This window comes from Stenotrophomonas sp. SAU14A_NAIMI4_5, assembly GCF_003086795.1.
In the GTDB taxonomy this organism is placed as follows: domain Bacteria; phylum Pseudomonadota; class Gammaproteobacteria; order Xanthomonadales; family Xanthomonadaceae; genus Stenotrophomonas.
In genome coordinates, this window is sequence record NZ_CP026003.1 from 1,092,777 (window position 1) to 1,114,141 (window position 21,365).

General features: G+C 68.2%; 23 protein-coding genes, 2 tRNA genes and 1 other RNA gene. 14 read left to right on the forward strand and 12 right to left on the reverse strand.

The features are described 5' to 3' along the window. Positions 1–6: 6 nt before the first annotated feature. The 4 genes from C1925_RS05170 to C1925_RS05185 are packed head-to-tail and all read right to left on the reverse strand — an operon-like array spanning position 7 to position 3,953. The gene (locus tag C1925_RS05170; RefSeq protein WP_108767957.1) at positions 7–1,245 is read right to left on the reverse strand and encodes a nucleotide disphospho-sugar-binding domain-containing protein; all 1,239 of its coding nucleotides are present in this window, start codon (positions 1,243–1,245) and stop codon (positions 7–9) included. After that, positions 1,242–1,847 (reverse strand): hypothetical protein, encoded by a 606-nt coding sequence (locus C1925_RS05175; protein ID WP_159097487.1) that lies wholly within the window; start codon positions 1,845–1,847, stop codon positions 1,242–1,244. The genes C1925_RS05170 and C1925_RS05175 overlap by 4 nt, the downstream gene beginning before the upstream one ends. Beyond that, complete coding sequence (locus C1925_RS05180; protein WP_108767959.1) at positions 1,825–3,009, reverse strand: glycosyltransferase; 1,185 nt, start codon at positions 3,007–3,009, stop codon at positions 1,825–1,827. The genes C1925_RS05175 and C1925_RS05180 overlap by 23 nt, the downstream gene beginning before the upstream one ends. After that, a complete protein-coding gene (locus C1925_RS05185) occupies positions 2,997–3,953 on the reverse strand; it encodes an NAD(P)-dependent oxidoreductase (protein WP_254051391.1) in 957 nt (318 codons plus the stop codon). Before C1925_RS05185 ends, C1925_RS05180 begins: the two co-directional genes overlap by 13 nt. Positions 3,954–4,180: 227 nt before the next feature. Between C1925_RS05185 and C1925_RS05190 the strand changes: the two genes are divergently transcribed. Continuing rightward, positions 4,181–6,136 carry a peptidyl-prolyl cis-trans isomerase gene (locus tag C1925_RS05190; protein ID WP_108767960.1) on the forward strand — a complete coding sequence of 652 codons (1,956 nt, stop codon included), beginning with the start codon at positions 4,181–4,183 and terminating at the stop codon, positions 6,134–6,136. A gap of 216 nt (positions 6,137–6,352) precedes the next feature. Here the strand turns inward: C1925_RS05190 and C1925_RS05195 are convergent, their stop codons facing one another. Both C1925_RS05195 and gloB read right to left on the reverse strand, forming a co-directional pair. Further along, complete coding sequence (locus tag C1925_RS05195) at positions 6,353–7,558, reverse strand: lytic transglycosylase domain-containing protein (protein ID WP_108767961.1); 1,206 nt, start codon at positions 7,556–7,558, stop codon at positions 6,353–6,355. Continuing rightward, positions 7,555–8,319, reverse strand: a complete 765-nt coding sequence (gloB, locus tag C1925_RS05200) for a hydroxyacylglutathione hydrolase (protein WP_108767962.1) — start codon at positions 8,317–8,319, stop codon at positions 7,555–7,557. Before gloB ends, C1925_RS05195 begins: the two co-directional genes overlap by 4 nt. 11 nt (positions 8,320–8,330) lie before the next feature. Here gloB and C1925_RS05205 point away from each other — a divergent pair, with 11 nt between their 5' ends. Genes C1925_RS05205 through dnaQ form a run of 3 tightly spaced genes read left to right on the forward strand, consistent with a single transcriptional unit; the run spans position 8,331 to position 10,173 of the window. After that, a complete protein-coding gene (locus C1925_RS05205) occupies positions 8,331–8,975 on the forward strand; it encodes a class I SAM-dependent methyltransferase (protein ID WP_108767963.1) in 645 nt (214 codons plus the stop codon). A gap of 12 nt (positions 8,976–8,987) precedes the next feature. Then, positions 8,988–9,440, forward strand: coding sequence for a ribonuclease HI (gene rnhA, locus C1925_RS05210; RefSeq protein WP_108767964.1), 453 nt, complete (start codon positions 8,988–8,990; stop codon positions 9,438–9,440). Positions 9,441–9,444: 4 nt separating this feature from the next. Continuing rightward, on the forward strand, positions 9,445–10,173 hold the full coding sequence (dnaQ, locus tag C1925_RS05215) for a DNA polymerase III subunit epsilon (RefSeq protein WP_108767965.1): 729 nt from the start codon (positions 9,445–9,447) through the stop codon (positions 10,171–10,173). Positions 10,174–10,245: 72 nt separating this feature from the next. On the opposite strand, the gene C1925_RS05220 is transcribed toward dnaQ, so the two are convergent. Then, positions 10,246–10,950 carry a protein phosphatase 2C domain-containing protein gene (locus tag C1925_RS05220; RefSeq protein WP_108767966.1) on the reverse strand — a complete coding sequence of 235 codons (705 nt, stop codon included), beginning with the start codon at positions 10,948–10,950 and terminating at the stop codon, positions 10,246–10,248. A gap of 166 nt (positions 10,951–11,116) precedes the next feature. Here C1925_RS05220 and C1925_RS05225 point away from each other — a divergent pair. After that, positions 11,117–11,207, forward strand: a tRNA-Ser gene (locus C1925_RS05225). Between the two features lie 260 nt (positions 11,208–11,467). Beyond that, the gene (locus C1925_RS05230; RefSeq protein ID WP_108767967.1) at positions 11,468–11,854 is read left to right on the forward strand and encodes a DUF6165 family protein; all 387 of its coding nucleotides are present in this window, start codon (positions 11,468–11,470) and stop codon (positions 11,852–11,854) included. A 51-nt stretch (positions 11,855–11,905) separates the two neighbouring features. Here C1925_RS05230 and C1925_RS05235 read toward each other — a convergent pair whose 3' ends face one another. Next, complete coding sequence (locus C1925_RS05235) at positions 11,906–12,952, reverse strand: glycosyltransferase family 9 protein (RefSeq protein ID WP_108767968.1); 1,047 nt, start codon at positions 12,950–12,952, stop codon at positions 11,906–11,908. Between the two features lie 20 nt (positions 12,953–12,972). Between C1925_RS05235 and C1925_RS05240 the strand changes: the two genes are divergently transcribed. Genes C1925_RS05240 through C1925_RS05250 form a run of 3 tightly spaced genes read left to right on the forward strand, consistent with a single transcriptional unit; the run spans position 12,973 to position 14,875 of the window. Continuing rightward, complete coding sequence (locus C1925_RS05240; protein WP_108767969.1) at positions 12,973–13,722, forward strand: 3-deoxy-D-manno-octulosonic acid kinase; 750 nt, start codon at positions 12,973–12,975, stop codon at positions 13,720–13,722. Continuing rightward, positions 13,722–14,489, forward strand: coding sequence for an MBL fold metallo-hydrolase (locus C1925_RS05245; RefSeq protein WP_108767970.1), 768 nt, complete (start codon positions 13,722–13,724; stop codon positions 14,487–14,489). Before C1925_RS05240 ends, C1925_RS05245 begins: the two co-directional genes overlap by 1 nt. Continuing rightward, complete coding sequence (locus C1925_RS05250; protein WP_108767971.1) at positions 14,486–14,875, forward strand: nuclear transport factor 2 family protein; 390 nt, start codon at positions 14,486–14,488, stop codon at positions 14,873–14,875. Before C1925_RS05245 ends, C1925_RS05250 begins: the two co-directional genes overlap by 4 nt. Before the next feature lie 77 nt (positions 14,876–14,952). Here the strand turns inward: C1925_RS05250 and ffs are convergent. Beyond that, an RNA gene (ffs, locus tag C1925_RS05255) (signal recognition particle sRNA small type) lies at positions 14,953–15,049 on the reverse strand. 300 nt (positions 15,050–15,349) lie between these two features. Here ffs and sugE point away from each other — a divergent pair. Continuing rightward, positions 15,350–15,667: a quaternary ammonium compound efflux SMR transporter SugE gene (gene sugE, locus C1925_RS05260; protein ID WP_108767972.1), complete on the forward strand. Its 318-nt coding sequence runs from the start codon at positions 15,350–15,352 to the stop codon at positions 15,665–15,667. Positions 15,668–15,677: 10 nt separating this feature from the next. On the opposite strand, the gene C1925_RS05265 is transcribed toward sugE, so the two are convergent. The 3 genes from C1925_RS05265 to C1925_RS05275 all read right to left on the reverse strand — a co-directional run bounded on the left by C1925_RS05265 (position 15,678) and on the right by C1925_RS05275 (position 17,655). Next, on the reverse strand, positions 15,678–16,814 hold the full coding sequence (locus C1925_RS05265; protein ID WP_108767973.1) for a DUF3667 domain-containing protein: 1,137 nt from the start codon (positions 16,812–16,814) through the stop codon (positions 15,678–15,680). Between the two features lie 126 nt (positions 16,815–16,940). Continuing rightward, a complete protein-coding gene (locus tag C1925_RS05270) occupies positions 16,941–17,387 on the reverse strand; it encodes a GNAT family N-acetyltransferase (protein WP_108767974.1) in 447 nt (148 codons plus the stop codon). A 175-nt stretch (positions 17,388–17,562) separates the two neighbouring features. Further along, positions 17,563–17,655 (reverse strand) — tRNA-Ser (locus tag C1925_RS05275). A gap of 145 nt (positions 17,656–17,800) precedes the next feature. Between C1925_RS05275 and dnaX the strand changes: the two genes are divergently transcribed. From dnaX to C1925_RS05295, 4 genes are all read left to right on the forward strand, one after another. Beyond that, a complete protein-coding gene (gene dnaX / locus C1925_RS05280; RefSeq protein WP_108767975.1) occupies positions 17,801–19,864 on the forward strand; it encodes a DNA polymerase III subunit gamma/tau in 2,064 nt (687 codons plus the stop codon). Between the two features lie 6 nt (positions 19,865–19,870). Further along, positions 19,871–20,191 (forward strand): YbaB/EbfC family nucleoid-associated protein, encoded by a 321-nt coding sequence (locus tag C1925_RS05285; RefSeq protein ID WP_108767976.1) that lies wholly within the window; start codon positions 19,871–19,873, stop codon positions 20,189–20,191. 141 nt (positions 20,192–20,332) lie between these two features. Continuing rightward, positions 20,333–20,932, forward strand: coding sequence for a recombination mediator RecR (recR, locus tag C1925_RS05290; RefSeq protein WP_108760009.1), 600 nt, complete (start codon positions 20,333–20,335; stop codon positions 20,930–20,932). Positions 20,933–20,992: 60 nt separating this feature from the next. Further along, positions 20,993–21,352 (forward strand): histidine triad nucleotide-binding protein, encoded by a 360-nt coding sequence (locus C1925_RS05295; RefSeq protein ID WP_108770623.1) that lies wholly within the window; start codon positions 20,993–20,995, stop codon positions 21,350–21,352. Positions 21,353–21,365: the final 13 nt, after the last annotated feature.

The following is a 21,365-nucleotide window of genomic DNA, read 5'->3' on the forward strand; positions in this document are numbered from 1 at the left end:
CCGGCGCTACCGCTCGAGCGATGCGGCGCGGTCCAGCACCGCCTCGATGGCCATATGCCGCTGCACCGATGCCTGCAGCGCGGCCAGCCCCGGGAACGCATCGGCCTGCAGTGCGCGTGCGAACAGCGCTGGCAGCTGATCCAGATCGCGCAGCCACAGCCCTGCGCCTGCGTCCTGCAGTCTCGCGGCGTGGTCGAACTGGTCGTAATCCAGTGGATGGACCAGCGATGGCACGCCGGCGCGCAGTGCGTGGTACATCACGCCGGCGCCACCGTGGTGCAGCACGCGGTCATAGCGGTGCAGGTGGCGCGCGTAATCGACGAATGGCAGCCGGTGCAGGTTCGGCAGCGGCTGCAATGCATCGCTTGTTTCATGCTGGTGGCCGTCGCTGACGTGGATCTGCCACTGCGGGTGCAGCGCCGCCAGCGTCGTCGCCGCCTCGGCCAGGCGCGGTTTGATCCAGTCCTGGTGGGTGCCGGCGGTGACCAGCAGATGCCGCGCGCCATCCACGAACGGCGGTGCTGCGTGCGTGCTGGGCGGTGTATGCAGCATCGGCCCGATGAACTGCAGTGCGCGTGGCCAGGTACGCGGGAATTCCAGCTCCGGCACGCCCAGGGCGAGGATGCATTCATCTGAATACACGCGTTCGCTGCCATCGGCGCGATAGATCGACGGCACGCCCAGCCGCTGCATCGCCGGGCGCTGCCACGCGTGCACGCCGCGCTTGAACAGCCGGGTCAGCTGGCGGCCACCAGCATGCTGCAGCGCCTGCCAGCCCGTGCGCGCCGGGCGCTGGCCGCCCAGATACGGCGGCGGGCCGTCCATGCAGTCCAGCACGCAGGGCGAGGGCAGGCTGGTCCACCAGCGGATGCCGAGCTCGGCGGCCAGCAATCCGGCCGGGGGCAGGGTGAAATCGACGATGGCCAGATCCGGGCGTGCGTGCTGCCAGCGCTGCTGCAGCGATTCCCGCATCTGTTCCATCAGCCGCAGCGCCTGGGTCAGCTGCGCGTGCAGGCGCAGTGGATTGGCCTTGACCGGCTTGGGCGGGTTGGCGATCTGCCACAGCGCTGATTCCTGGTCTGCCGACAGCAGCACGCCACCGTTGAGTCCGCTGGCCGAGATTGCCGCCTGCGCACCGGGTGTGCTCAGCACGGTTACGTCGTGCTGTGGCTGCAGTTGCCGCGCGATGGCGAGGATCGGGTGCAGATGGCCGCTGTAGGGCGGGGCGAGCAGTTCGATCTTCATGCGTATTCCTGCTGCAGGCGCGCGGCCAGGTCGCGGGCGATGGAGAGCACGTCCGGCTGCTGCAGATAATCCATGTGACCGCTGTCGACCCACTGCCGTGCGCCGCGCCAGCCCAGCCGCGAGATCCAGTCCTGGCGGCCCACCAGGATCTGGAGGTGGGCGACCGCAGGTGCGCGGCGTGCGACCGGCCCGTAGGCCAGCACGCTGCAGCGCTGCGCCAGGGCCGGCGGCAGGGTGAGGTTGGCCAGCAGCTCCAGCCCGCAGCTGCCCACCAGCAGCAGGGTGTGCGGTGCGGCGTGCAGCAGCTGGGCCAGTGCTGGCGCGTGTGCTGCGGCGAAACCCGGCTGGCGCGAGCGCAGGTAGTGGCGGCTGTTGTGCCAGCTGGCTGCCAGTAGCGCGGCGGGCTGGTGATCGGGCGTGGCGGCGTCGTAAGGGAAATTGCAGGGATGCAGCACCCGCCCCGGTGCCAGCAGAGCATCGCCGAATGCGCGCTGGAGCGGGCTCAGCGCACAGCGCGCCGGATCGCTCTGCCCGGTGAGGAAGGCCAGTTGCAGTTGCGGTGCGGCCGTGGGCATCGGCTCAGCCGCCCTGGAAATCATCATTCGCCCGCACCTGGTACAGCCGCGTGCGCCAGCGGATGCGCCGCACGCAGGCCGCATGCAGCAGATGCAGCGGCTGCAGCAGTTCGGCCAGCAGCGAGGCCAGCGGACGATGCCGGGCGCGGCCGCCGGCGCAGCGCTGCAGGTGCACCAGCAGGCCTGCGCGCAGCACCAGCACCAGCGCGGCAACGAGCGCTGGCGGCCCGATCGGCGGCAGCACCGCCAGCACCAGCAGCGCCCACAGCAGCAGCGGTGGCAGGCCATGCAGCACGCCGATCAACAGGCGCAGGCGCGGTGATTCATCGCGCAGCAGCAGCACCGCGAACAGCATCCAGCGGTGCATCTGCTGGCGGTAGCGCTGCAGCGTCGGCACGTGGGTCTGCACTTCCACCGGCGCGGTGGACTGGAACAGGCGCGCCCCCTGTCGGCGCAGCGCACGGGCCAGGGCCAGGTCGTCGGCCAGCATACGCAGCAGCGGGGTGAATCCGCCCAGCTCACGCAGGCGTTCGCTGCGCAGCGCGTAGCACATGCCGTTGATCGACAGCGGCGGCAGCCACGGCAGCAGGCCGAGGTAGGTCAGCACCGCATTGTTATTGACGAACTGCGCCATCAGGCGTGCGCCGCGCGCGCCGTCGTCGCGGTAGCAGGGCAGGGCGGTGACCAGGTCGGCGTCGGCGGCGCCCAGTTCATCGACCAGCTGCGCCAGCGCCGCCGCCGACAGGCGCGCATCGTCGTCCAGCACCAGCAGCACCGGTTCGCGCACCTGCGGCAGCACCGCGTCCAGCTTGAAGGTCTTCGGGTTGGTCCCTTCCGGTGCGGCCGGGTAGAGCAGGCAGGTGATCTGGTGGCCGGGGTGTGCAGCGCACAGCGCATCCGCAGTAGCGCGTCCGATGGCATCGGCATCATCCAGCAGCCAGTGGAAATGCGCGCCGGGCAGCGCCTGCAGGTTGTGCTGCAGCACCTGCGCCAGCAGCGGGTCGCCGCCGAGGATGGGCTGCAGGATGGCGATGCCGCGGACGTCATGGCCGGCGGGCGCCTGCGGCCGGGGCGGACACTGGCCGAGGATGCGCAGCGCGCCGACCGCCTTGAGGCCCATCAGCAGCAGGTACAGGGCCGCCAGCAGCAGGCTGGCCAGGGCGATCCCGTTCAGGCTCAGGCCGACCATTGCGCACGCTGCTCGCTGATGAAGCGTTCGATACCGTCCTCCAGCGAAACCTGTGGTGGCCCTAGGTCTGCCAGCATGCGCTGCGGATTGAAGGTTTTTGAATAGGCGAAGGCGGCCACGCCGAAGCGGGTGATCGGCGGTTCGCTGCGCAGGCGCAGGACGCGCCAAGCGGCTTCGATCACGCTGGCCGCGCGCAGGGCCAGCGCGGTCGGCACGCGGCGGCGTGGGGCTGGCAGTTGCAGGGCGGCCAGCAATCGCTTCAGCAGGGCGTGCAGGTCCACCGGGGCGGCATTGGTCAGGTTGTAGGCCGCGCCCAGCTGCGGGGCCTGGGCGGCGCGCAGCAGGTACTCCACCAGCGTGTCGATGTGGATCAGGTCGATCTTCGGCGGGCCACCGGGGCTGACCAGCAGCGGCACGCTGCCGCGGCGCGCGGCCGCCAGCAGGCGGGGCAGCAGCACGGTGTCACCGGGGCCGAACACCGCGCGCGGGCGCAGGATGCAGGACGGGCCGTCGTAGCGGGCCAGCAGGCGCTCGGCCTCGGCCTTGCTGCGCGCGTATTCATTCAGGAAAGCGGGACCGATCGGGCTGTCCTCGTCCAGATCATGCTGGTGCGCCTCGCGGTAGAACACCGCGGTGCTGGACACCAGCAGCAGGCGCGGATGGCCGGCGCGGCGGCAGAACTCGATCACCTGTGCGGTGGTGTCCACGTTCTGCTGGCGGAACTGCGCCGGGGTACCCCAGGGGGCGACGCGGGCGGCGGCATGTACCACCACGTCGGGCCGGAACGGCAGCTCGAACGGCTGCGACAGGTCGCGCGCGGCGTAGTTGGGCAGGGGCAGCGGGCGGCGGGCGACACCGAAGGCCTGCACGCCGGGCACGTCGGCAAGGCGGCGCAGCAGGGCACCCCCCACGAAGCCGGAGGCGCCGGTGACCAGGATGCGCATGGACGGGGTCCTCCTTGTGCCTGTGACGCGCCGCAGCCGGGGCATGCCGCCCATCTGACCGGCCAGTATGCGCCGGCTGCCGCGTCTGCGCCCAGCGCTGGCATGGGCGTGGCGGCTGCGCATGCGGCGCAGATCCTTGTCCCGCCTGCCTCCGCGCCGTTTTTGGTGCGGGCCGCGAAGCGGGTTACACTGCCGGGCTCGCCAATCAGGCCATGTGATTCCTCACCATGCTGCAGAAACTCCGCGACAAGACCTCAGGCTGGATCGTCACCGTGATCCTGGGGCTGCTGATGATTCCGTTCCTGTTCGTGATCGACAACAGCTACCTCGGTGGTGTCGGCGCACAGAACGTGGCCAAGGTTTCGGCACCGCCGACCTGGTGGCGCTCGGCGCCGTCGTGGTGGCCGGTGCGCATGCTGTGGCAGCACCACGAGATCAGCGCGCAGGATTTCCGCACCCGCTTCGAGCAGGAGCGCATGCGTGAGCGCCAGCAGCAGGGCGAGAACTTCGACCCGCGCGCGTTCGAGAGCACCGAGAACAAGCTGGCCGTGCTGGACCAGCTGATCGACGAGCAGGTCGTGCGCCTGGTGGGCGAACAGGCCGGCGTGGTCGTCGGTGACGGCGCCGTGCGCGACTACATCATGACCATCCCGGCCTTCCTCGGCAGCGATGGCAAGTTCAACGAGAACAACTACCGGCTGGCGCTGGGCGGTGGCAATCCGCCGCGTACCCCGTCGCAGTTCCAGGAAGAAGTGCGTGCCAGCCTGCAGCAGTCGGTGATCCCGGCCGGCCTGCAGAACTCCGGCTTCGTCACCCAGGCCGAGACCGAGCGCCTGCTGAAGCTGCTGGGTGAAACCCGTGACGTCGAGCTGGTCGCGCTGCCGGAAGTCCCGGCCGATACCGCGCCGGTCACCGACGCGCAGATCAAGCAGTGGTATGACAGCCACGGCAAGGATTTCCGCCAGGCCGAATCGGTCTCGCTGGAATACGTCGAGCTCAACGGTGCCAACCTGCCGGCGCCGGTGCCGGCCGATGAGGCCACCCTGCGCAAGCGCTATGAAGAAGAGAAGGCCAAGTTCGCGACCCCGGAACAGCGCCAGGCCTCGCACATCCTGATCACCGGCGACGGTGCCGAAGCCAAGGCCGCCAAGCTGGCCACCGAAGCCAAGGCGGCCGGTGCCGACTTCGCCGCGCTGGCCAAGGCCAACTCGGAAGACCCGGGTTCCAAGGACCAGGGCGGTGACCTGGGCTGGGTCGAGCGTGGCGCGATGGTGAAGCCGTTCGAGGACGCGCTGTTCGCCGCCAAGGCTGGTGACGTGATCGGTCCGGTCAAGACCGACTTCGGTTACCACATCATCAAGGTCGCGGCCGTGCGCGGTGGCGAAGGCAAGTCGTTCGAGGAAGTGCGTGACGTGCTGGCCGCCGAGCAGCTGAAGGCCGACGGCGAGCGTGGCTTCAACGATCTGGCCGGCCGTCTGGTCGATGCCATCAACAAGAGCCCGAGCGACCTCGTTGCTGCAGCCAAGTCGGTCGACCTGCCGGTGCAGACCCTGGGCCCGATCACCCGTGCCACCGCCAGCGGTATCGCCGCCGATCCGGCCGTGCTGCGCTCGGCGTTCTCCGACGTGATGGTGCAGGACGGTACCGCCAGCGATCCGATCGCCCTGGGCGGCAGCACCAACCACAGTGTCGTGATCCGCGTGGCCGCGCACACCCCGGAACAGGCACTGCCGCTGGACAAGGCCCGTGAGCAGGTCATCGCCGCGATCCGTGCCGACCGCCAGCGCCAGGCCAGCGACAAGGCGGCTGACGCCGTGCTGGCCAAGCTGAAGGGCGGTGCCAGCCTGCAGTCGCTGGTGGCCAGCGACAAGCTGCAGGTCAGCCCGATGCCGGGCCTGCCGCGCAGCCAGCCGGTGCCGACCCCGGAAATCAACCGCGCCATCTTCAGTGCGCCGGTGCCGGCCGAAGGCAAGCCGAGCTTCGGCAAGGTCGACGTCAACGGCCACGCGCTGGTGTTCGTGGTGAACAAGGTCACCCCGGGCAACATCAAGGAAGTGACGCCGGAACAGCAGAAGCAGCTGAAGGACCAGCTGAGCCAGATCGACGGCATGGCGGCAGCCAAGGCCTACATCGACGCGATGCGCAAGAAGTTCGTGGTGCAGACCACCGAAGCGAACCTGTAAGCCGCCAGGCGAGCAGGACGAAGAAGGCCCGGCAATGCCGGGCCTTTTTTGTTGGCGCGTCCGCTGTATGTAGAGTCGAGCCATGCTCGACTGCTTTTGTGGAGACGTGAAGAAGCAGTCGAGCATGGCTCGACTCTACAAAGGGCGGAAGAGCGGAAGAGCGGTCGAGCAAGCTCGACCTCTACGAACAGCGGGGGCAGCCGCCGGCTGCGGCTGTCAGTCTTCGATGCGCAGCACGGCGCCGGGCTTCAGCACGCTGCTGCCGCTCAGGCCGTTCAACGAGAGCAGGGCCTTCACCGGCATGCCGTAGCGGCGGGCGATGGTCCAGGCTGATTCACCGTTGCGTACGGTGTGGCGGCGGTTGCGCGGGCGGTCGGCCGCGCTGGCCACGGTCCTGGCGACCTGCGGGGCCGGCTGCAGGCTTGCGCTGGGGGCAACGAAGGTCGCTGCGGTCGCAACCGTGGCGACATCGTCAACCGGCGCAGAGGCGGCGGCCACCGGGGCCAGCACGCGGGTGGTGCCTGACGGGCGGCTGCTGCCGGCCAGGGCTGGGTTCAGGCGGGCAATGCGGTTCGGGTCCAGCGCACGCTGCGCCGCCCACTGCTGCACGCTGGTGCCCGCTGGCAGGGTGTGGCCTTTCAGCACCGGCACGGTGCGGTCCAGCGAGGCCATCACGCCGGGTTCGTCTTCGGCATCCTCCAGCACACAGGCCAGGGCATGCAGCTTCTCGACGTAGGCGTGGGTGACCGGCGACAGGCCGGGCAGGGCGGCCGGCTTGGCGTTCTGCGCGTTCATTCCCGCCTTGCGCATCGACTGCAGCACGCGGTACTCGCCGGCGTTGTAGGCCATGGTGGCCAGGCGCCAGTCGCCGCCGAACATGCCGTGCAGGGTCTTCAGGTAACGCACCGCGGCCTGGGTGGAATCCACGGCCGACAGGCGGCCGTCGTAGCCGTTGGCCATCGGCACGCGGTGGTTGCGCGCGGTGGTGGCGATGAACTGCCACAGGCCGGTCGGGCCGCTGCCGTTGCGGGCGTTGGGGCGGTAGCCGCTCTCCACGAACGGGATGAGCGCGAATTCGGTGGGCAGGCTGGCCTTGCGCAGTTCTTCGACCACGTAGCCGAACAGCACCAGCGCATCGTCATCCTGGTTGGCCAGGCGCGAGGGGGCATGGGCGAACTGCTTCTGCCAGCGCGGGCTGGTGGCCTCGGCCTCGCAGGTCGGTTCAGCCAGGCCCTCGCGGAAGCTGGCGAAGATCTCCTGGCCGTTGCGGACCGAGGCGGCCGGCAACAGGGACGGATCCATCGGCACGGCCGACGCGGCGGTCAGGTTCTGGCTGATGCCGGCGCCCAGCGACTGCGCGCCCGCGTTTCCGGCCAGCCCCAGGACAAGGCCCAGGGCCAGCGGCAGACTTCGGCGCATCATGCGCGGAAGCCGTCTTTCCAGTGCCGGAGACCGGCCATGACATCGACGTCGTCCACGACATCGCGCCCCAGGTGCGCTGACACCGCCGCGCGGATCGGCGCGGTGTGCACACGCAGGAACGGATTGCAGTCCAGCTCGTTGGCCAGGGTTACCGGCAGGGTGGAACGGTCATCGCGGCGCATGGCCAAAGCCTCCTCTTGGCGCTGCCACAGGGCAGCGTTGGCGGGGTCGACATGCCGCGCGAAGACGGCATTTGACACGGTGTACTCGTGGGCGCAACAAAGCAGCAGTTGCACAGGCAAGGTACCCAGCTTGCGCATCGACGCCAGCAGCTGGGACGGCGTACCTTCGAACAGGCGCCCACAGCCCAGGCTGAACAACGAATCTCCGCTGAAAAGATGTTCAGCAGTGTGAAACGCGATGTGGCTGCGGGTATGCCCGGGCACGGATAGTACGTGGAACATCCGGCCCAGTGCCTGAACGCGTTCACCTTCGCCCACCCGTTCGGTGGCGGTCGGGATGCGCTCGTCGACCGGCGCGATCACCCGCGCGCCGGGAAAACGCGCCTGCAGCGCGGGCACGCCGCCGATGTGGTCGTCGTGGTGGTGGGTCAGCAGGATGGTGTCCACGCGCAGGCCTTGATCGGCAAGCGCCAGCACCGGCGCGGCATCGCCGGGGTCGACGACCACGGCGGCGCCATCGTCGGCGATCAGCATCCAGATGTAGTTGTCCGCAAATGCGGTCAGGGCAGTCAGTCGCATAGAATTGGACCATGCCCCTGCTGCAGAGCCACCGTCAAGCGAGCCTGGTGCCGTGGTTCGACAGCGAGCCGGCGGCAGCCCTGCGCCTGCTTGAGCGCCAGCTGCTGCTGCCACGGCTGGCCGGCCTGCCGTCCCAGCCCTGGTTGTGGATCGCACCCACGGCCTCCTGGCTGGAGGATGCGCAGCTGGGCGGCCGCGGCCTGCGCCTGTACCGCGAGGGCGCCGGCTATGCCGGTGATACCCGCTGCGCGCTGCCGCTGCCGCTGGCCAATGAAAGCGTCAACGCCATCGTGCTGCAGCATGTCACCGCCGCCGATGCCGACTACCTGCTGGATGAGTGCTCGCGCGTGCTGATGCCCGGCGGCCAGTTGTGGCTGAGCAGCCTCAACCCGTTCAGCCCCTTCCGTACCCGCTGGCGCCAGCATGGGCTGGTGGTGCGCACGCCGCAGCGGCTGCGCCTGCTGCTGGCCCGCCATGGCCTGGAATGCGATGACACCCGCTACCTGGGGCCGCTGTGGCAGGGCGCCGGCAGCCGCCGTCGGGCGGGCTGGGCGCCGCTGCGCGCGGCCTGCCTGTTCCATGCCGAAAAACGTACGCTGGCCCTGCCCGGGCCGACCCCGCTGCCGGTGCGCTGGTACGGCACCGTTGCTACCTGATCTGGAGTTGTATTGAAAACCATCGAAATCCACACCGACGGTTCCTGCCTCGGCAATCCCGGCCCGGGTGGCTGGGCCGCACTGCTGCGCTACAAGGGCCACGAGCGCGAACTGAGTGGCGGCGAAGCGCACACCACCAACAACCGGATGGAGCTGATGGCGGCCATTTCCGCGCTGGAAAGCCTTACCGAAGCCTGCGAGATCGTGCTCTATACCGATTCGCAGTATGTGCGGCAGGGCCTGACCCAGTGGATGGCGGGGTGGATCCGCAAGAACTGGAAGACCGCCGGCGGCGACCCGGTGAAGAACCGCGAGCTGTGGGAGCGCCTGCATGCGGCCACGTTGCGGCACCAGATCGACTGGCGCTGGGTGAAGGGCCACTCCGGTGACCCCGACAACGAGCGGGTCGACACCCTGGCGCGCAATGCCGCGATCCAGATCCGCGACGGCAGCCCGGTAAACTGAGCCCATGCGTCAGATCATCCTCGATACCGAAACCACCGGCCTGGAATGGAAGAAGGGCAACCGCATCGTTGAAATCGGCTGCGTGGAGCTGTTCAAGCGCCGCCCGACCAACAACAACTACCACCAGTACATCAGGCCCGACGTCGACTTCGAGCAGGGTGCGCAGGAAGTCACCGGCCTGAGCCTGGACTTCCTCGCCGACAAGCCGGAGTTCGCGCAGATTGCCGAGGAGTTCCTGGCGTTCATCGATGGCGCCGAGCTGATCATCCACAACGCGGCATTCGATCTGGGCTTCCTCGATTACGAGCTGTCCCTGCTGGGGCCGCAGTACGGCAAGATCACCGACCGCTGCACGGTGATCGATACCCTGGCGATGGCGCGCGAGCGCTTCCCCGGCCAGCGCAATTCGCTGGATGCCCTGTGCCGGCGCCTGGGCGTGGACAACTCGCACCGTGCGCTGCACGGCGGCCTGCTCGATGCGCAGATCCTGGGCGATGTCTACATCGCGCTGACCTCGGGGCAGGAAGAGATCGGCTTCGGCCTGGAGGACGACAGCGGGGCCGATGGCGCCGCGCTGCTGGCCTTCGACACCAGCAAGCTGCTGCCGCGCCCGCGCGTGGTGGCCACGTCCTCGGAGCTGGAAGCGCACACCGCGCGGCTGGAGCGCCTGCGCAAGAAGGCCGGCCACGCCTTGTGGGATGGCCCGAAGGTGGAAGAGGTCGCGAGCGCGTAAGCGCGGTTGGGGCGATGCCGGCCAGCGGCCGGCACTACCGTCTCCCATCCACGCATGGCGTGGATCTACCGGTTAATGGCAGCGCACCAGAATTACGGTGATGTTGTCCGAGCCGCCGCCGTCCAGGGCCGAGGCGACCAGGCTGTCCACGCATTCCTGGGCGCTGGCGTCGTCGTAGGCGAGGGTGCGGGCGATGTCGCGGTCGTCGACTTCCTCGGTCAGGCCGTCACTGCACAGCAGCAGCTGCATGCCCGGGCGCAGTTCGCCACTGGTGGTGGCCACGTTCAGATGGTTCGGGTCGGTCACGCCCAGTGCCTGGGTGACCACGTTGCGGTGCGGGTGGGCACGCGCCTGTTCGGCGGTCAGGTTGCCCTGCGCGACCAGTTCCTGCACCACGCTGTGGTCCTGGCTGAGCTGGGCCAGCTGGCCGTCGCGCCACATGTAGGCGCGGCTGTCGCCGACCCAGGCCACTTCATAGCGGTTGCCCTGCACGCGTGCGGCGACCACGGTGGTGCCCATCGGCAGGGTGTCGTTGCGCCGCCGCGAGGCACGGATGATCTCCTCGTCGGCGGTGCGGATGGCGTGGGCCAGCGGGGCGCCACGGCGGATCTCGCGGACGATGGTCTCGCGTGCCAGGGCACTGGCCACCTCGCCGCAGGCGTGCCCGCCCATGCCGTCGGCCACCAGCCACAGGGCCAGCTCGCTGTCACCGTAGTAGGTGTCCTCGTTGAGCTCGCGGCGCAGGCCAGGGTGGGTGAGGTGTCCGAATTCGATCATGGTGGTTGCTGGGCGGGGTAATGCCGGGGAGAACGGCATCATCACGGCCAAGCGGACATCCGGCAAGGCGTTCAGTCAGAAATATTTCACATGATGGGCTGCAATGGCTTGTGGTCTGCCGCGCTTCCTCGTATGATGCGCGTCCCCGGTTCGCCGGGGAACACTTGGAGAGGTGGCAGAGCGGTTGAATGTACCTGACTCGAAATCAGGCAGGCGTTTATAGCGCCTCGGGGGTTCGAATCCCCCCCTCTCCGCCAGATTAAAAAAGAAGGGCTGCCGAAAGGCAGCCCTTCTTTTTTAATCTGGCGCGGGATGCGATGCGCGCTTTGCGCGCTTCGCCCCATGCGTTGCTGCGCAACGAATGGGCCCCTCCCTTTGCCTGCCTCTACCCGCCCCTGTCGGGGCAGCCCCTCAACAGAGGGGCTTGTTCCACCCGACGCGCCATCGGGTTGCTGTCACGCGGGAACAGCGTCTTCGCTGCGGTTACCATGTGCGCATCAATTGCTGGAGCGCTGCCATGACCGCTGAAATCCTTGTGCCTGTTTCTTTCGGCGAGCTGCTGGACAAGATCTCGATCCTGCAGATCAAGTCCGAGCGCATCAGCGATGAAGGCAAGCTGGCCAACGTGCGCCGCGAGCTGTCCGCGCTGGAGACCACCTGGATGGGCCATCCGGCGGCGGTGAAGGACATCGCCAAGCTGCGTGCCGAACTGAAGGCGGTCAACGAGCAGCTGTGGGACATCGAGGACGAGGTCCGCCTGAAGGAGAAGGCGCAGGCCTTCGACCAGGCCTTCGTCGACCTGGCCCGCAGCGTCTACCTGCGCAACGACGAGCGCGCGCGCATCAAGAAGGCGATCAACCTGGCGCTGGGCTCGGCGTACGTGGAAGAGAAGTCGTACAAATAACCCCACGCCCTGCGTGGAGGGTGCGGGCCACATGCGGCCCGCACCGGTCGCTCAGCCGAGGTGATCGGCGACGTAGCGCTCGAAGGCGGCGATGCCGTCCTCGACGGTGATCAGTTCCATCACATCATCGAACTCGATCTTGGTGCCCCACTTGAGGTCGGCCGCCTGCTTGCCCAGGTACTTGCGCGCGGCATCGTCGTAGCGGTCCACGCAGTAGCGCCGGTCGGAGTATGGGCCGCTGCGGTGCGGGTTGCTGGCCGCATGCAGGCCCAGCACCTTGGTGCCCATCGCATTGGCGATGTGCATCGGGCCCGAATCCGGAGTCATCACCAGGTTGGCGCGGGCCAGCAGGGCCGGCAGCTGCTTCAGCGTGTCCCGGCCCACCAGGTCCAGTGCCGGCGTCGCCAGCTGGGTGAGGATGGCATCGGCCATGCTGCGCTCCAGCTCGCTGCGGCCACCGCACAGCACCACCTGCCAGCCACGCGCGCTGGCATGGTTGGCCACCGCTGCATAGCGGTCGGCGTACCAGTTGCGCATCACGTGGCTGGAGCACGGCGAGATCATCAGCACCGGGCGGCCATCATCGGGCCACTGCGCAGCGGCCCACTCGTAGGCCGACGGCGGCACTGCCAGGTCCCAGCTCACTTCGGTCTGGCGCAGGCCCAGCGGCTCGCAGAAGCTGCCGATGGCATCGAGCACGTGGATGCCCGGCCGATCGGGGATGCGTTCGTTGATGAACAACCCATGCAGGTCCTTGGAGCGGCTGCGGTCGTAGCCGATGCGGCGTTCGGCCGGAATGAAGGCCGACAGCAGGTTCGCGCGGAACGCCACCTGCATCTGCAGCAGCGCATCGAAGCGCCGCGGCGGCAGCTGCTTGCGCAGTTCCTTGACGCCGGCCATGCCGGTCTTCTTGTCGTACGCATGGAAGACCACGCCAGGCAGGCCATCAAGCAGCTTGTGGCCGACCTTGTCGATGATCCAGTGGATCGGCGTGTCCGGGCGCGCGGCCTGCAGGGTGCGCACCAGGGGCACAACGTGGGTGACATCCCCCAGGGCAGACAGGCGCAGGAGGCACAAGGATGAGGACGCTGATGCCATGTGTTGTTAGACTCAATGGAATGGTCGTATTTGACGCCAATGAAGCGCTGACGCCATGCCGCGAGGGTCGCGGCATCGGGGCCATTCTGTTCGACCGCGAGCGGCTGCGGCAAGCCGAGGTCGGCCTGTTCTCGCCCCAGCACTGGGGCAGTAGGGCCCGGCCGGTGGCGGAAGGCGGGCGCGGCAGTGCCTGGTTCGTCGATGCGTCCTTCGGCCCCGGCGTGCTGCGGCACTACCTGCGCGGTGGCCTGGCAGCCAAGCTCAGCCGGGACCAGTACATCTGGCGCGGCGCGGATCGCACCCGCAGTTTCGCCGAATTCCGGCTGATGCGTGCCCTGCGCGCGCAGAAGCTGCCGGTGCCCCGGCCGATCGCCGCGTTCTACATGCGTGAAGGCATGCGCTACCGCGCGGCCATCCTGATGGAGCGCATCGAGGGCGTACGTTCGCTGGCCGACCGCGCGCTGGTGGCCGGCCGTGGCGCGCCGTGGGAAGAGGCGGGCCGACTGATCGCGCGCTTCCATCGTGCCGGCCTGGACCACGCCGACCTCAACGCCCACAACATCCTGTTCGATGGCAACGGCCATGGCTGGCTGATCGACTTCGACCGCGGGGTGATCCGCATCCCGGCCACCGCCTGGCGCGAGCGCAACCTCAAGCGCCTGCTGCGCTCGCTGGTCAAGCTGCGCGGCGAGCGCAGCGTGGAAGACGTGCAGAAGGATTACGCGCGCCTGCGTCGCGCCTACGACATGGCCTGGAACCGGGGCACCTGATGGACTGGTCATTGCGTTTCCTCGGCGTCGGCAATGCGTCGGCGGTCGAGCTGGGCTCGCCCATGTCGGTGATCGAGCGCGATGGCCGGCCGTGGCTGACCATCGATTGCGGCGGCGAAGGGCTGACCGCGTTCAAGGCGCACTACGGGCACCTGCCGCAGGCGATGTTCGTCACCCACGTGCACCTGGACCATGTCGCCGGCTTCGAGCGGCTGTTCGTGGATACCTTCTTCAACACGCACCGGCGCGGCAAGGTGCGCCTGTACGTGCCGGCCACCCTGGTGCCGCTGCTGCACAAGCGCGTGGCCGATTACCCCAACGTGCTGGCCGAGGGCGGCGCGAACTTCTGGGATGCGTTCCAGCTGATCGTGGTGGGCGATGCGTTCTGGCACGAGGGTGTGCGCCTGGAAGTGTTCCCGGCGCGCCACCACTGGCCGGAGACGGCCTACGGGCTGCGCCTGCAGGGCGCGCTGACCTGGAGCGGCGATACGCGGCCGATCCCGGAGATGCTGGCACGCTTCGCCAATGACAACGAACTGATCGCCCACGACTGCGGCCTGCATGGCAACCCGTCGCACACCGGCGTGGACGACCTGGAGCGCGAATACAGCGCCGAGCTGCAGTCGCGGATGATGCTCTACCACTACGCCAGCGCGGCCGATGGCCAGGCGCTTGCTGCGCGAGGACACCGCGTCGCGCAGCCGGGGCAGTGCGTGCCGCTGGCGCCGCCGACGGCGCCGCACGTGCTGGCGCAGGATCCGCCGTGAACACCGCTGGCCAGCCTGCTGATGCAGCGCTGGCTGCCGAACTGGAACATCTGGAACGCGCGCTGCACACCCCGCAGGTGCGCGGCGATCGCGCGCGGCTGGCGGAACTGCTGGATGAGGATTTCAGCGAGATCGGCAGCTCCGGCCAGTGCTACGGCCGTACGGCGGCGCTGGCCGAGATTCCGCTGGAACGGGCGCAGGTGCAGATCGAATCGGAGCAATACGCAGTCTCGCTGCTGACGCAGGACCTGGCCCAGGTGCGTTACCGCAGCCGCTACCACCTCGACGGCCAGCCGCAGCGCTGGGTGCTGCGCAGTTCGCTGTGGCGCCGGCATGCGCAGGGATGGCGGGTGGTGTTCCATCAAGGAACGCCCGAAGCACGGTAGCGCCGGGCCATGCCCGGCGAAGGGCGCCAACCAAGGTTGGCAGCTACCAGAGCGGGGCACGGCCCAAAAAGGCGGTGGCCCCGCCGGCTGACCTCGGCGCCCGCGTCGATCGATACCGTTGCTGCCTTCCGGCCCTGGCGGGATTTTCGACCTAGCGTCGCGAGGGGCCGACGGGGCCACCATAGAGACGTTGGCCGCCCAAGGGCGGCCGGTTCACGGATCAGGGGAAGCAGCGCGTCGCGCGCCGGAGACCACAGCCGGACTGCACATCGGCTGGCCGATGGCAGGCGCGCATTCTAGCGCAGGCGTGGGCTTCGACGCCAGCTTCATGCGATGAATCGGCTGTAACCCGTACACGGGCAGTACGGCCGGCGCGTTCCCCCGTTGCTAGAATGCGGCCGCAGGAGGAACGACCTCCCCCGCATCGGGAATCAATGACCAGGACGGCCTGGCCCTACCAATAGGAGGGCCGTCATGGCCTGGATCTATCTGTTGTTCGCCGGCCTGCTGGAAATTGTCTGGGCCGTGTCCATGAAGCAGTCCGAAGGCTTCAGCAGGCTCACCCCCACCGTGGTCACCATCCTCGGCATGATCGCCAGCTTCTGGCTGCTGGCCGTGGCCATGCGCACGCTGCCGCTGGGTACCGCCTACACGATCTGGACCGGCATCGGCGCCGTGGGCGCCTTCGTGGTCGGCATCGTGTTCCTCGGCGAGCAGGTCAGTGCGATGCGCATCGGCGCGGCCGTGCTGATCGTCTGTGGCCTGGTGCTGATGAAGCTCTCCAGCAGCTGAGGCTGCGCGATCAGGCCAGCGCCGCGTACATCACCACCACGTTGACCAGGAAGAAGTAGACGCCGCCGATGAGGGTGTAGCGCAGCACGGTCAGCAGCTTGTTGCCGCCGTACACGCGATGCTGCATCCACAGCAGGTAGACCGGCACCGCCAGCCACAGCAGTGCCGTGATCCACAGGCCGAGCGTGGCGACCAGCGGCGAGGCGAGTGCATTGCTGATGCTGGCGACCAGGAAGGTCGCCAGCACCACCGTCATCAGCCAGCAGTGGCTGTACAGCGCCACCACCAGATGTTCCAGGTAGCCCATCGATCGCGGGATGTAGGCAATGCGCAGGACCAGCGCGAACACCGGCATCAGGAAGAACAGCGCGCCGGGCAGTGCGGTCAGGATCGCCTGCATGTACAGATCGGTCTTGCCGCCCATGCGCTGGATGTTGGCGTTGCCGTTCTGCAGGCGCCGGTTGAGCCAGTTGTTGGCGAAGTGCGGCAGGCCGGCGAGCACGATGGGATTGGTGTCCGCATCCCAGGGCTTGCCATTGATGCTGTAGTTGAAGAACGTGCCGTGATTGTCGTCGGCCGGCGGCGCGGGGGTGTCAGTGGGTGCGCCGAGCTCGGCCCTGCGCTGCGCGGCGGCGGCATTGACGGCAGCCCGGGCAATGGCGAAACCGGGGTTGCCGGTATTCGTGGTGCTGGCCTGCTGGTCGATCAGTGCCATCTGCTGCGCGCGTACGGCTTCGACCTGTTCGGCGGTGGTGGCCTTGCCGAACAGCGAATTGCCGCTGGCGCCCACGCTGAAGTCGTCGACGTGCACGAACATCTTGCCGATGAAGAAGGTGAACAGGGTGAGGATGACGAACAGCCGCAGCGGCTGCACGTAGCCCACCCGGCGGCCCTTGAGATAGTTCAGTGCAATGCGGCCGGGCACCCACAGGTCGCGCAGCGTGCGGAAGATGCGCCCGTCCAGGTGCCAGAACGATTCGAAGACTTCCTCGATGGCGTGGCCGACATGCTTGAGCGGGTTGTGCGCGGACTGCCCGCAGTGATGGCAGTAGTGGCCCTGCAGGGCGGTGTCGCAGTTCTCGCAGGTGCCGTGCGCCGATGGATCGGCGTCGGGCAAGGCGGCGTGCACGCGGTCGATCGAGCTCATCGGGGCAAAAGGCCGTGCGTAGGGTGAAGGCGCCTACGATAGCGATTTTTCAGGTTTCGTTCAGCTTTTGGAGCAGGGGCGTTTTTGGGGCGCGGGCGTGGCATGCCATCCACGCATGGCGTGGATCTACTGCAGGCGTACTTCCATGTGCACGGCGTGGATTCCCGGGCCGTGACCGTCCGTTACCCGCTGGGTGACGCGGAAGCCCAGCCCGGCGTAGAAGCCCTCGGTGTGCTGGCTGGTGCTCAACGCAACGCGCTCCACGCGGGGGTCGGTGGCGGCCTGCTGCAGGCGTACCCGTGCAAGATGGCGGCCAAGTCCTTGTCCGTGCCGGGATTTCTCGACCATCCCCCAGCAGAACCCGGCGGTTCCGTTCGTGGGAGGAGACAGCCCTCCGCAGGCGACGACGCTGCCGTCGAGTTCGATGACCTGGTAGGCGTGATCTTCCGCCAGCTCGCGCAGGAACGATTCGAAGTCCGGGCGTTCCTCCGGGGCGAAATAGGTCGGCAGATTGCTGTCAAAGATCGCCAGGCAGGCGGCCAGATCGTTGAGGTGGTAGGGCCGGGTCCTCATGGGGTGACCATAGCGCATGGGGCCGGCAGGGGAGGGGGCTCGGGCGGCACGCCATCCACGCATGGCGTGGATCTACTGAACTTTCCGGGGAGAGGCAGGCAAAGGGAGGGGCCCATGCGTTGCTGCGCCAGATAAATAAAAAAGGCCACCCGAAGGGCGGCCTTTTTTATTTGTCTGGCGGAGAGAGGGGGATTCGAACCCCCGAAGCGCGGTTTAGACGCTTACACACTTTCCAGGCGTGCTCCTTCAACCACTCGGACACCTCTCCGGATCCCTGCCATCGGCAAACGCCTCAGCAGGGGCGCAGATTCTAGCGGGCGGCGCGGCAGTACACAAGCACCCCCAGTCATCGATGTGCAGCGGGTGTGTCGGAGGCGAGGGGGCTGGACAGGCATGGCACAATGGAACATCCGATGGAAGACGGTGGCCTGATGTCCTATCTCGTGCTTGCCCGCAAGTGGCGTCCGAAGCGTTTTGCCGAGCTGGTGGGCCAGGAACACGTGGTCCGTGCGCTCAGCAACGCGCTGGACAGCGGCCGGGTCCACCACGCGTTCCTGTTCACCGGTACCCGCGGCGTGGGCAAGACCACCATCGCGCGCATCTTCGCCAAATCGCTGAACTGCGAGCAGGGCACCAGCGCCGACCCGTGCGGCCAGTGTGCGGCCTGCCTGGACATCGACGCCGGCCGCTACATCGACCTGCTGGAAATCGATGCCGCGTCCAACACCGGCGTGGATGACGTGCGCGAGGTGATCGAGAACGCGCAGTACATGCCCTCGCGTGGCAAGTACAAGGTCTACCTGATCGACGAAGTGCACATGCTCTCCAAGGCGGCGTTCAATGCGCTGCTGAAGACGCTGGAAGAGCCGCCGGAGCACGTGAAGTTCCTGCTGGCCACCACCGACCCGCAGAAGCTGCCGGTCACCGTGCTCAGCCGCTGCCTGCAGTTCAACCTCAAGCGCCTGGACGAGGACCAGATCCAGGGGCAGATGACCCGCATCCTCGCCGCCGAGGAGATCGAGGCCGACGGCAGCGCCATCGTGCAGCTGGCCAAGGCCGCCGACGGCAGCCTGCGCGACGGCCTGTCGCTGCTGGACCAGGCGATCGCCTATGCCGGCGGCGCGCTGCGCGAGGACGTGGTGCGCACCATGCTGGGCACGGTCGACCGTACCCAGGTGGCGGCCATGCTCGACGCGTTGGCCGAGGGCGATGGCCCGCGCCTGCTGCAGGTCGTGGCCGCGCTGGCCGAGTTCTCGCCGGACTGGAGTGGCGTGCTGGAAGCGCTGGCCGAAGGCCTGCACCGCATCCAGGTGCAGCAGCTGGTGCCCGGCGCCGCCGCCCCGGTCGATGGCCTGGACGCTGCCGCGTTTGCCGAGCGCCTGCGCGCGGAAGTGGTGCAGCTCTGGTACCAGATGGCCCTGAACGGCCGTCGCGACCTGCCGCTGGCGCCGAGCCCGCGTGCCGGCTTCGAAATGGCGGTGCTGCGCATGCTGGCGTTCCGCCCGGCCGCGGCGGTGCCGCCGGTGCCGAAGTCGGTCGAAGGTGCGACGGGTGGTGGTGCTGCGGGCGGCAACGCCGGCGGTGGCCATGCCGCCGGTGCCGGCAGCAACGACGCCGCACCTGTGGCTGCAGCCGCGGCGGCGAGTCCGTCGGCGGTGGCCGACGTGGCTGCCCCGATGCAGGCTGCGCCGCGAGAGCCCGAACCTGAGCCTGAGCCGGCCCCGCAACCGGAGCCGGAGCCGACCCCGGAGCCTGAACCGGTTCCGGTGGAAGAACCCGTGTCGCCGCCGCCGGTGAAGGCCGAAGCGGCGCCGCAGGTGGCCGAGGCGGATGATCTGCCGCCGTGGGCCACCGACGAAGCCGACGCGCGTGATCAGGCGCTGGCGGCGGAAATGGACGTGCCGGTCGCGATGGCGACGCCGGAGGCGGCCATGGTCGCCCCGTGGCAGGAACCGCCGGCCCCGGTGGCCGTGGCGGCCGAGCCGGAGCGCGCGTTCCATGCCGAGGGCATCGAGATCGCCCCGGCCGCGCCGGTGGCAGGACCGGCGCCGGCAGCGCATCAGGGCAGCATCTCCGACCTGGCCAGTGCCGAAGACTGGCTGGACCTGGTGGCCAACAGCGGCCTCAGCGGTCCTTCGCGGCAGCTGGCGGCCAACGCGGCCTTCATCAGCTGCCAGGGCGGCACCTTGAAACTGGGCCTTTCGCCCGGATTTGAGTACCTGCGTTCCGAACGCGCGCTGTCCGCCCTGGGCGAGATGCTGGAAAAGGCCCTGGGCCAGGCGCCGAGGATCGTGGTCGAGACCGTGGAAACCGAGCAGGTCCCGGCCGAGACCCTGCACCAGCGTGCCGACCGCCAGCGTGGCGAGCGGCAACAGGCCGCCGAGGCCATTTTCATGGACGATCCGGAAGTGCAGCTGCTGATCCAGCAGCATGGCGCCCGGGTTGTTTCCGACTCCATCCGTTCTTTTGACGAGTAAGACACTATGCGCGGCAACATCGCCCAACTGATGCAGCAGGCCCAGAAGATGCAGGAAAACCTGCAGAAGGCCCAGGAAGAAATCGCCAAGATCGAAGTGACCGGCAGCGCCGGTGGCGGCATGGTCAGCGTGACCCTGACCGGCGCCAAGGAATGCCGCAAGGTGCGCATCGATCCGTCGCTGATCAGCGACCCGGAAATGCTGGAAGACCTGATCGCCGCGGCCTTCAACGACGCCTCGAACAAGATCGATGCCGAGTCGAAGTCGAAGATGGGTTCGGCCACCGCCGGCATGCAGCTGCCGCCGGGCATGAAGCTGCCGTTCTGATGTCCAGCGTGGCGCCCGCGCAAGCGGGTGCCATCGACTGCGTAGAGTCGAGCTTGCTCGACTGTTCCAGCCTTCAGTCGAGCATGGCTCGACTCTACAAATAATCGTCGAGCATGGCTCGACGCTACAAAGCCTGCCGCCGTGTCCGCACCCCTGCTTGAACAATTGATCGATGCACTGCGGGTGCTGCCTGGCGTTGGCCAGAAGACCGCGCAGCGCATGGCCTACCACCTGCTCGAACGCGAGCGTGAAGGTGGGCAGCGGTTGGCCGAGGCGCTGGCGCTGGCGGTCGAACGCATCGGCCATTGCGCGCAGTGCCGCGATTTCAGCGAAACCGAGCTGTGCCCGACCTGTGCCAACAACAGTCGCGAGCGCAGCCAGCTGTGCGTGGTCGAGTCACCGGCTGATCGCCTGGCCATCGAAAATGCCACCGGCTTCCGCGGCGTCTACTTCGTGCTGCAGGGCCGTCTGTCGCCGCTCGATGGCGTGGGCCCGCGCGAACTGGGCCTGGAGCAGCTGGAACAGCGGCTGGCGCAGGGCGAAGTGCAGGAACTGATCATCGCCACCAGCGCCACCGTTGAAGGCGAAGCGACTGCGCACTACCTGGCCCAGCTGGCGCGTGCGCGCCAGGTGCAGCCGAGCCGTCTGGCGCAGGGCCTGCCGCTGGGCGGTGAACTGGAGTATGTCGATCGCGGCACGCTGTCGCATGCCTTCGGAACGCGCAGCGAATTCCGCGACTGACCGCGGCCGCGCGTGGCGTGGCCGGCCTACAATGCGGAAGACATCCCGCCGAGGCCGACCATGACCACCGAAACCCTCTTCAGCAAGATCATCCGTCGCGAGATCCCGGCCACCATCGTCTACGAGGATGACGAGGTGCTGGGCTTCAAGGACATCGCACCGCAGGCGCCGGTGCACGTGCTGTTCATTCCAAAGAACGAGATCATCCCGACCCTGGACGACCTGCAGCCGTCGCAGGCGCACCTGATCGGCAAGCTGGCCCTGGCGGCAGCCGCGTATGCGCGCAGCGAAGGCTTCGCCGAGGATGGCTACCGCATCGTGATGAACTGCCGCGAAGATGCCGGGCAGACCGTGTTCCACATCCACATGCATCTGTTGGCCGGTGCGCCGCTGGGCCATTTCGGTACGCCGGGGCGTTGAGGCAACGGCAGCC

What these genes read in the sequence shown, in the direction of transcription:
- C1925_RS05170 (WP_108767957.1), bottom strand. Translation starts at nt 1,245, where the DNA reads ATGAAGATCGAACTGCTCGCCCCGCCCTACAGCGGCCATCTGCACCCG.
- C1925_RS05175 (WP_159097487.1), bottom strand. Translation starts at nt 1,847, where the DNA reads ATGATGATTTCCAGGGCGGCTGAGCCGATGCCCACGGCCGCACCGCAA.
- C1925_RS05180 (WP_108767959.1), bottom strand. Translation starts at nt 3,009, where the DNA reads ATGGTCGGCCTGAGCCTGAACGGGATCGCCCTGGCCAGCCTGCTGCTG.
- C1925_RS05185 (WP_254051391.1), bottom strand. Translation starts at nt 3,953, where the DNA reads ATGCGCATCCTGGTCACCGGCGCCTCCGGCTTCGTGGGGGGTGCCCTG.
- C1925_RS05190 (WP_108767960.1), top strand. Translation starts at nt 4,181, where the DNA reads ATGCTGCAGAAACTCCGCGACAAGACCTCAGGCTGGATCGTCACCGTG.
- C1925_RS05195 (WP_108767961.1), bottom strand. Translation starts at nt 7,558, where the DNA reads ATGATGCGCCGAAGTCTGCCGCTGGCCCTGGGCCTTGTCCTGGGGCTG.
- gloB (WP_108767962.1), bottom strand. Translation starts at nt 8,319, where the DNA reads ATGCGACTGACTGCCCTGACCGCATTTGCGGACAACTACATCTGGATG.
- C1925_RS05205 (WP_108767963.1), top strand. Translation starts at nt 8,331, where the DNA reads ATGCCCCTGCTGCAGAGCCACCGTCAAGCGAGCCTGGTGCCGTGGTTC.
- dnaQ (WP_108767965.1), top strand. Translation starts at nt 9,445, where the DNA reads ATGCGTCAGATCATCCTCGATACCGAAACCACCGGCCTGGAATGGAAG.
- C1925_RS05220 (WP_108767966.1), bottom strand. Translation starts at nt 10,950, where the DNA reads ATGATCGAATTCGGACACCTCACCCACCCTGGCCTGCGCCGCGAGCTC.
- C1925_RS05230 (WP_108767967.1), top strand. Translation starts at nt 11,468, where the DNA reads ATGACCGCTGAAATCCTTGTGCCTGTTTCTTTCGGCGAGCTGCTGGAC.
- C1925_RS05235 (WP_108767968.1), bottom strand. Translation starts at nt 12,952, where the DNA reads ATGGCATCAGCGTCCTCATCCTTGTGCCTCCTGCGCCTGTCTGCCCTG.
- C1925_RS05240 (WP_108767969.1), top strand. Translation starts at nt 12,973, where the DNA reads ATGGTCGTATTTGACGCCAATGAAGCGCTGACGCCATGCCGCGAGGGT.
- C1925_RS05245 (WP_108767970.1), top strand. Translation starts at nt 13,722, where the DNA reads ATGGACTGGTCATTGCGTTTCCTCGGCGTCGGCAATGCGTCGGCGGTC.
- sugE (WP_108767972.1), top strand. Translation starts at nt 15,350, where the DNA reads ATGGCCTGGATCTATCTGTTGTTCGCCGGCCTGCTGGAAATTGTCTGG.
- C1925_RS05265 (WP_108767973.1), bottom strand. Translation starts at nt 16,814, where the DNA reads ATGAGCTCGATCGACCGCGTGCACGCCGCCTTGCCCGACGCCGATCCA.
- C1925_RS05270 (WP_108767974.1), bottom strand. Translation starts at nt 17,387, where the DNA reads ATGAGGACCCGGCCCTACCACCTCAACGATCTGGCCGCCTGCCTGGCG.
- dnaX (WP_108767975.1), top strand. Translation starts at nt 17,801, where the DNA reads ATGGAAGACGGTGGCCTGATGTCCTATCTCGTGCTTGCCCGCAAGTGG.
- C1925_RS05285 (WP_108767976.1), top strand. Translation starts at nt 19,871, where the DNA reads ATGCGCGGCAACATCGCCCAACTGATGCAGCAGGCCCAGAAGATGCAG.
- C1925_RS05295 (WP_108770623.1), top strand. Translation starts at nt 20,993, where the DNA reads ATGACCACCGAAACCCTCTTCAGCAAGATCATCCGTCGCGAGATCCCG.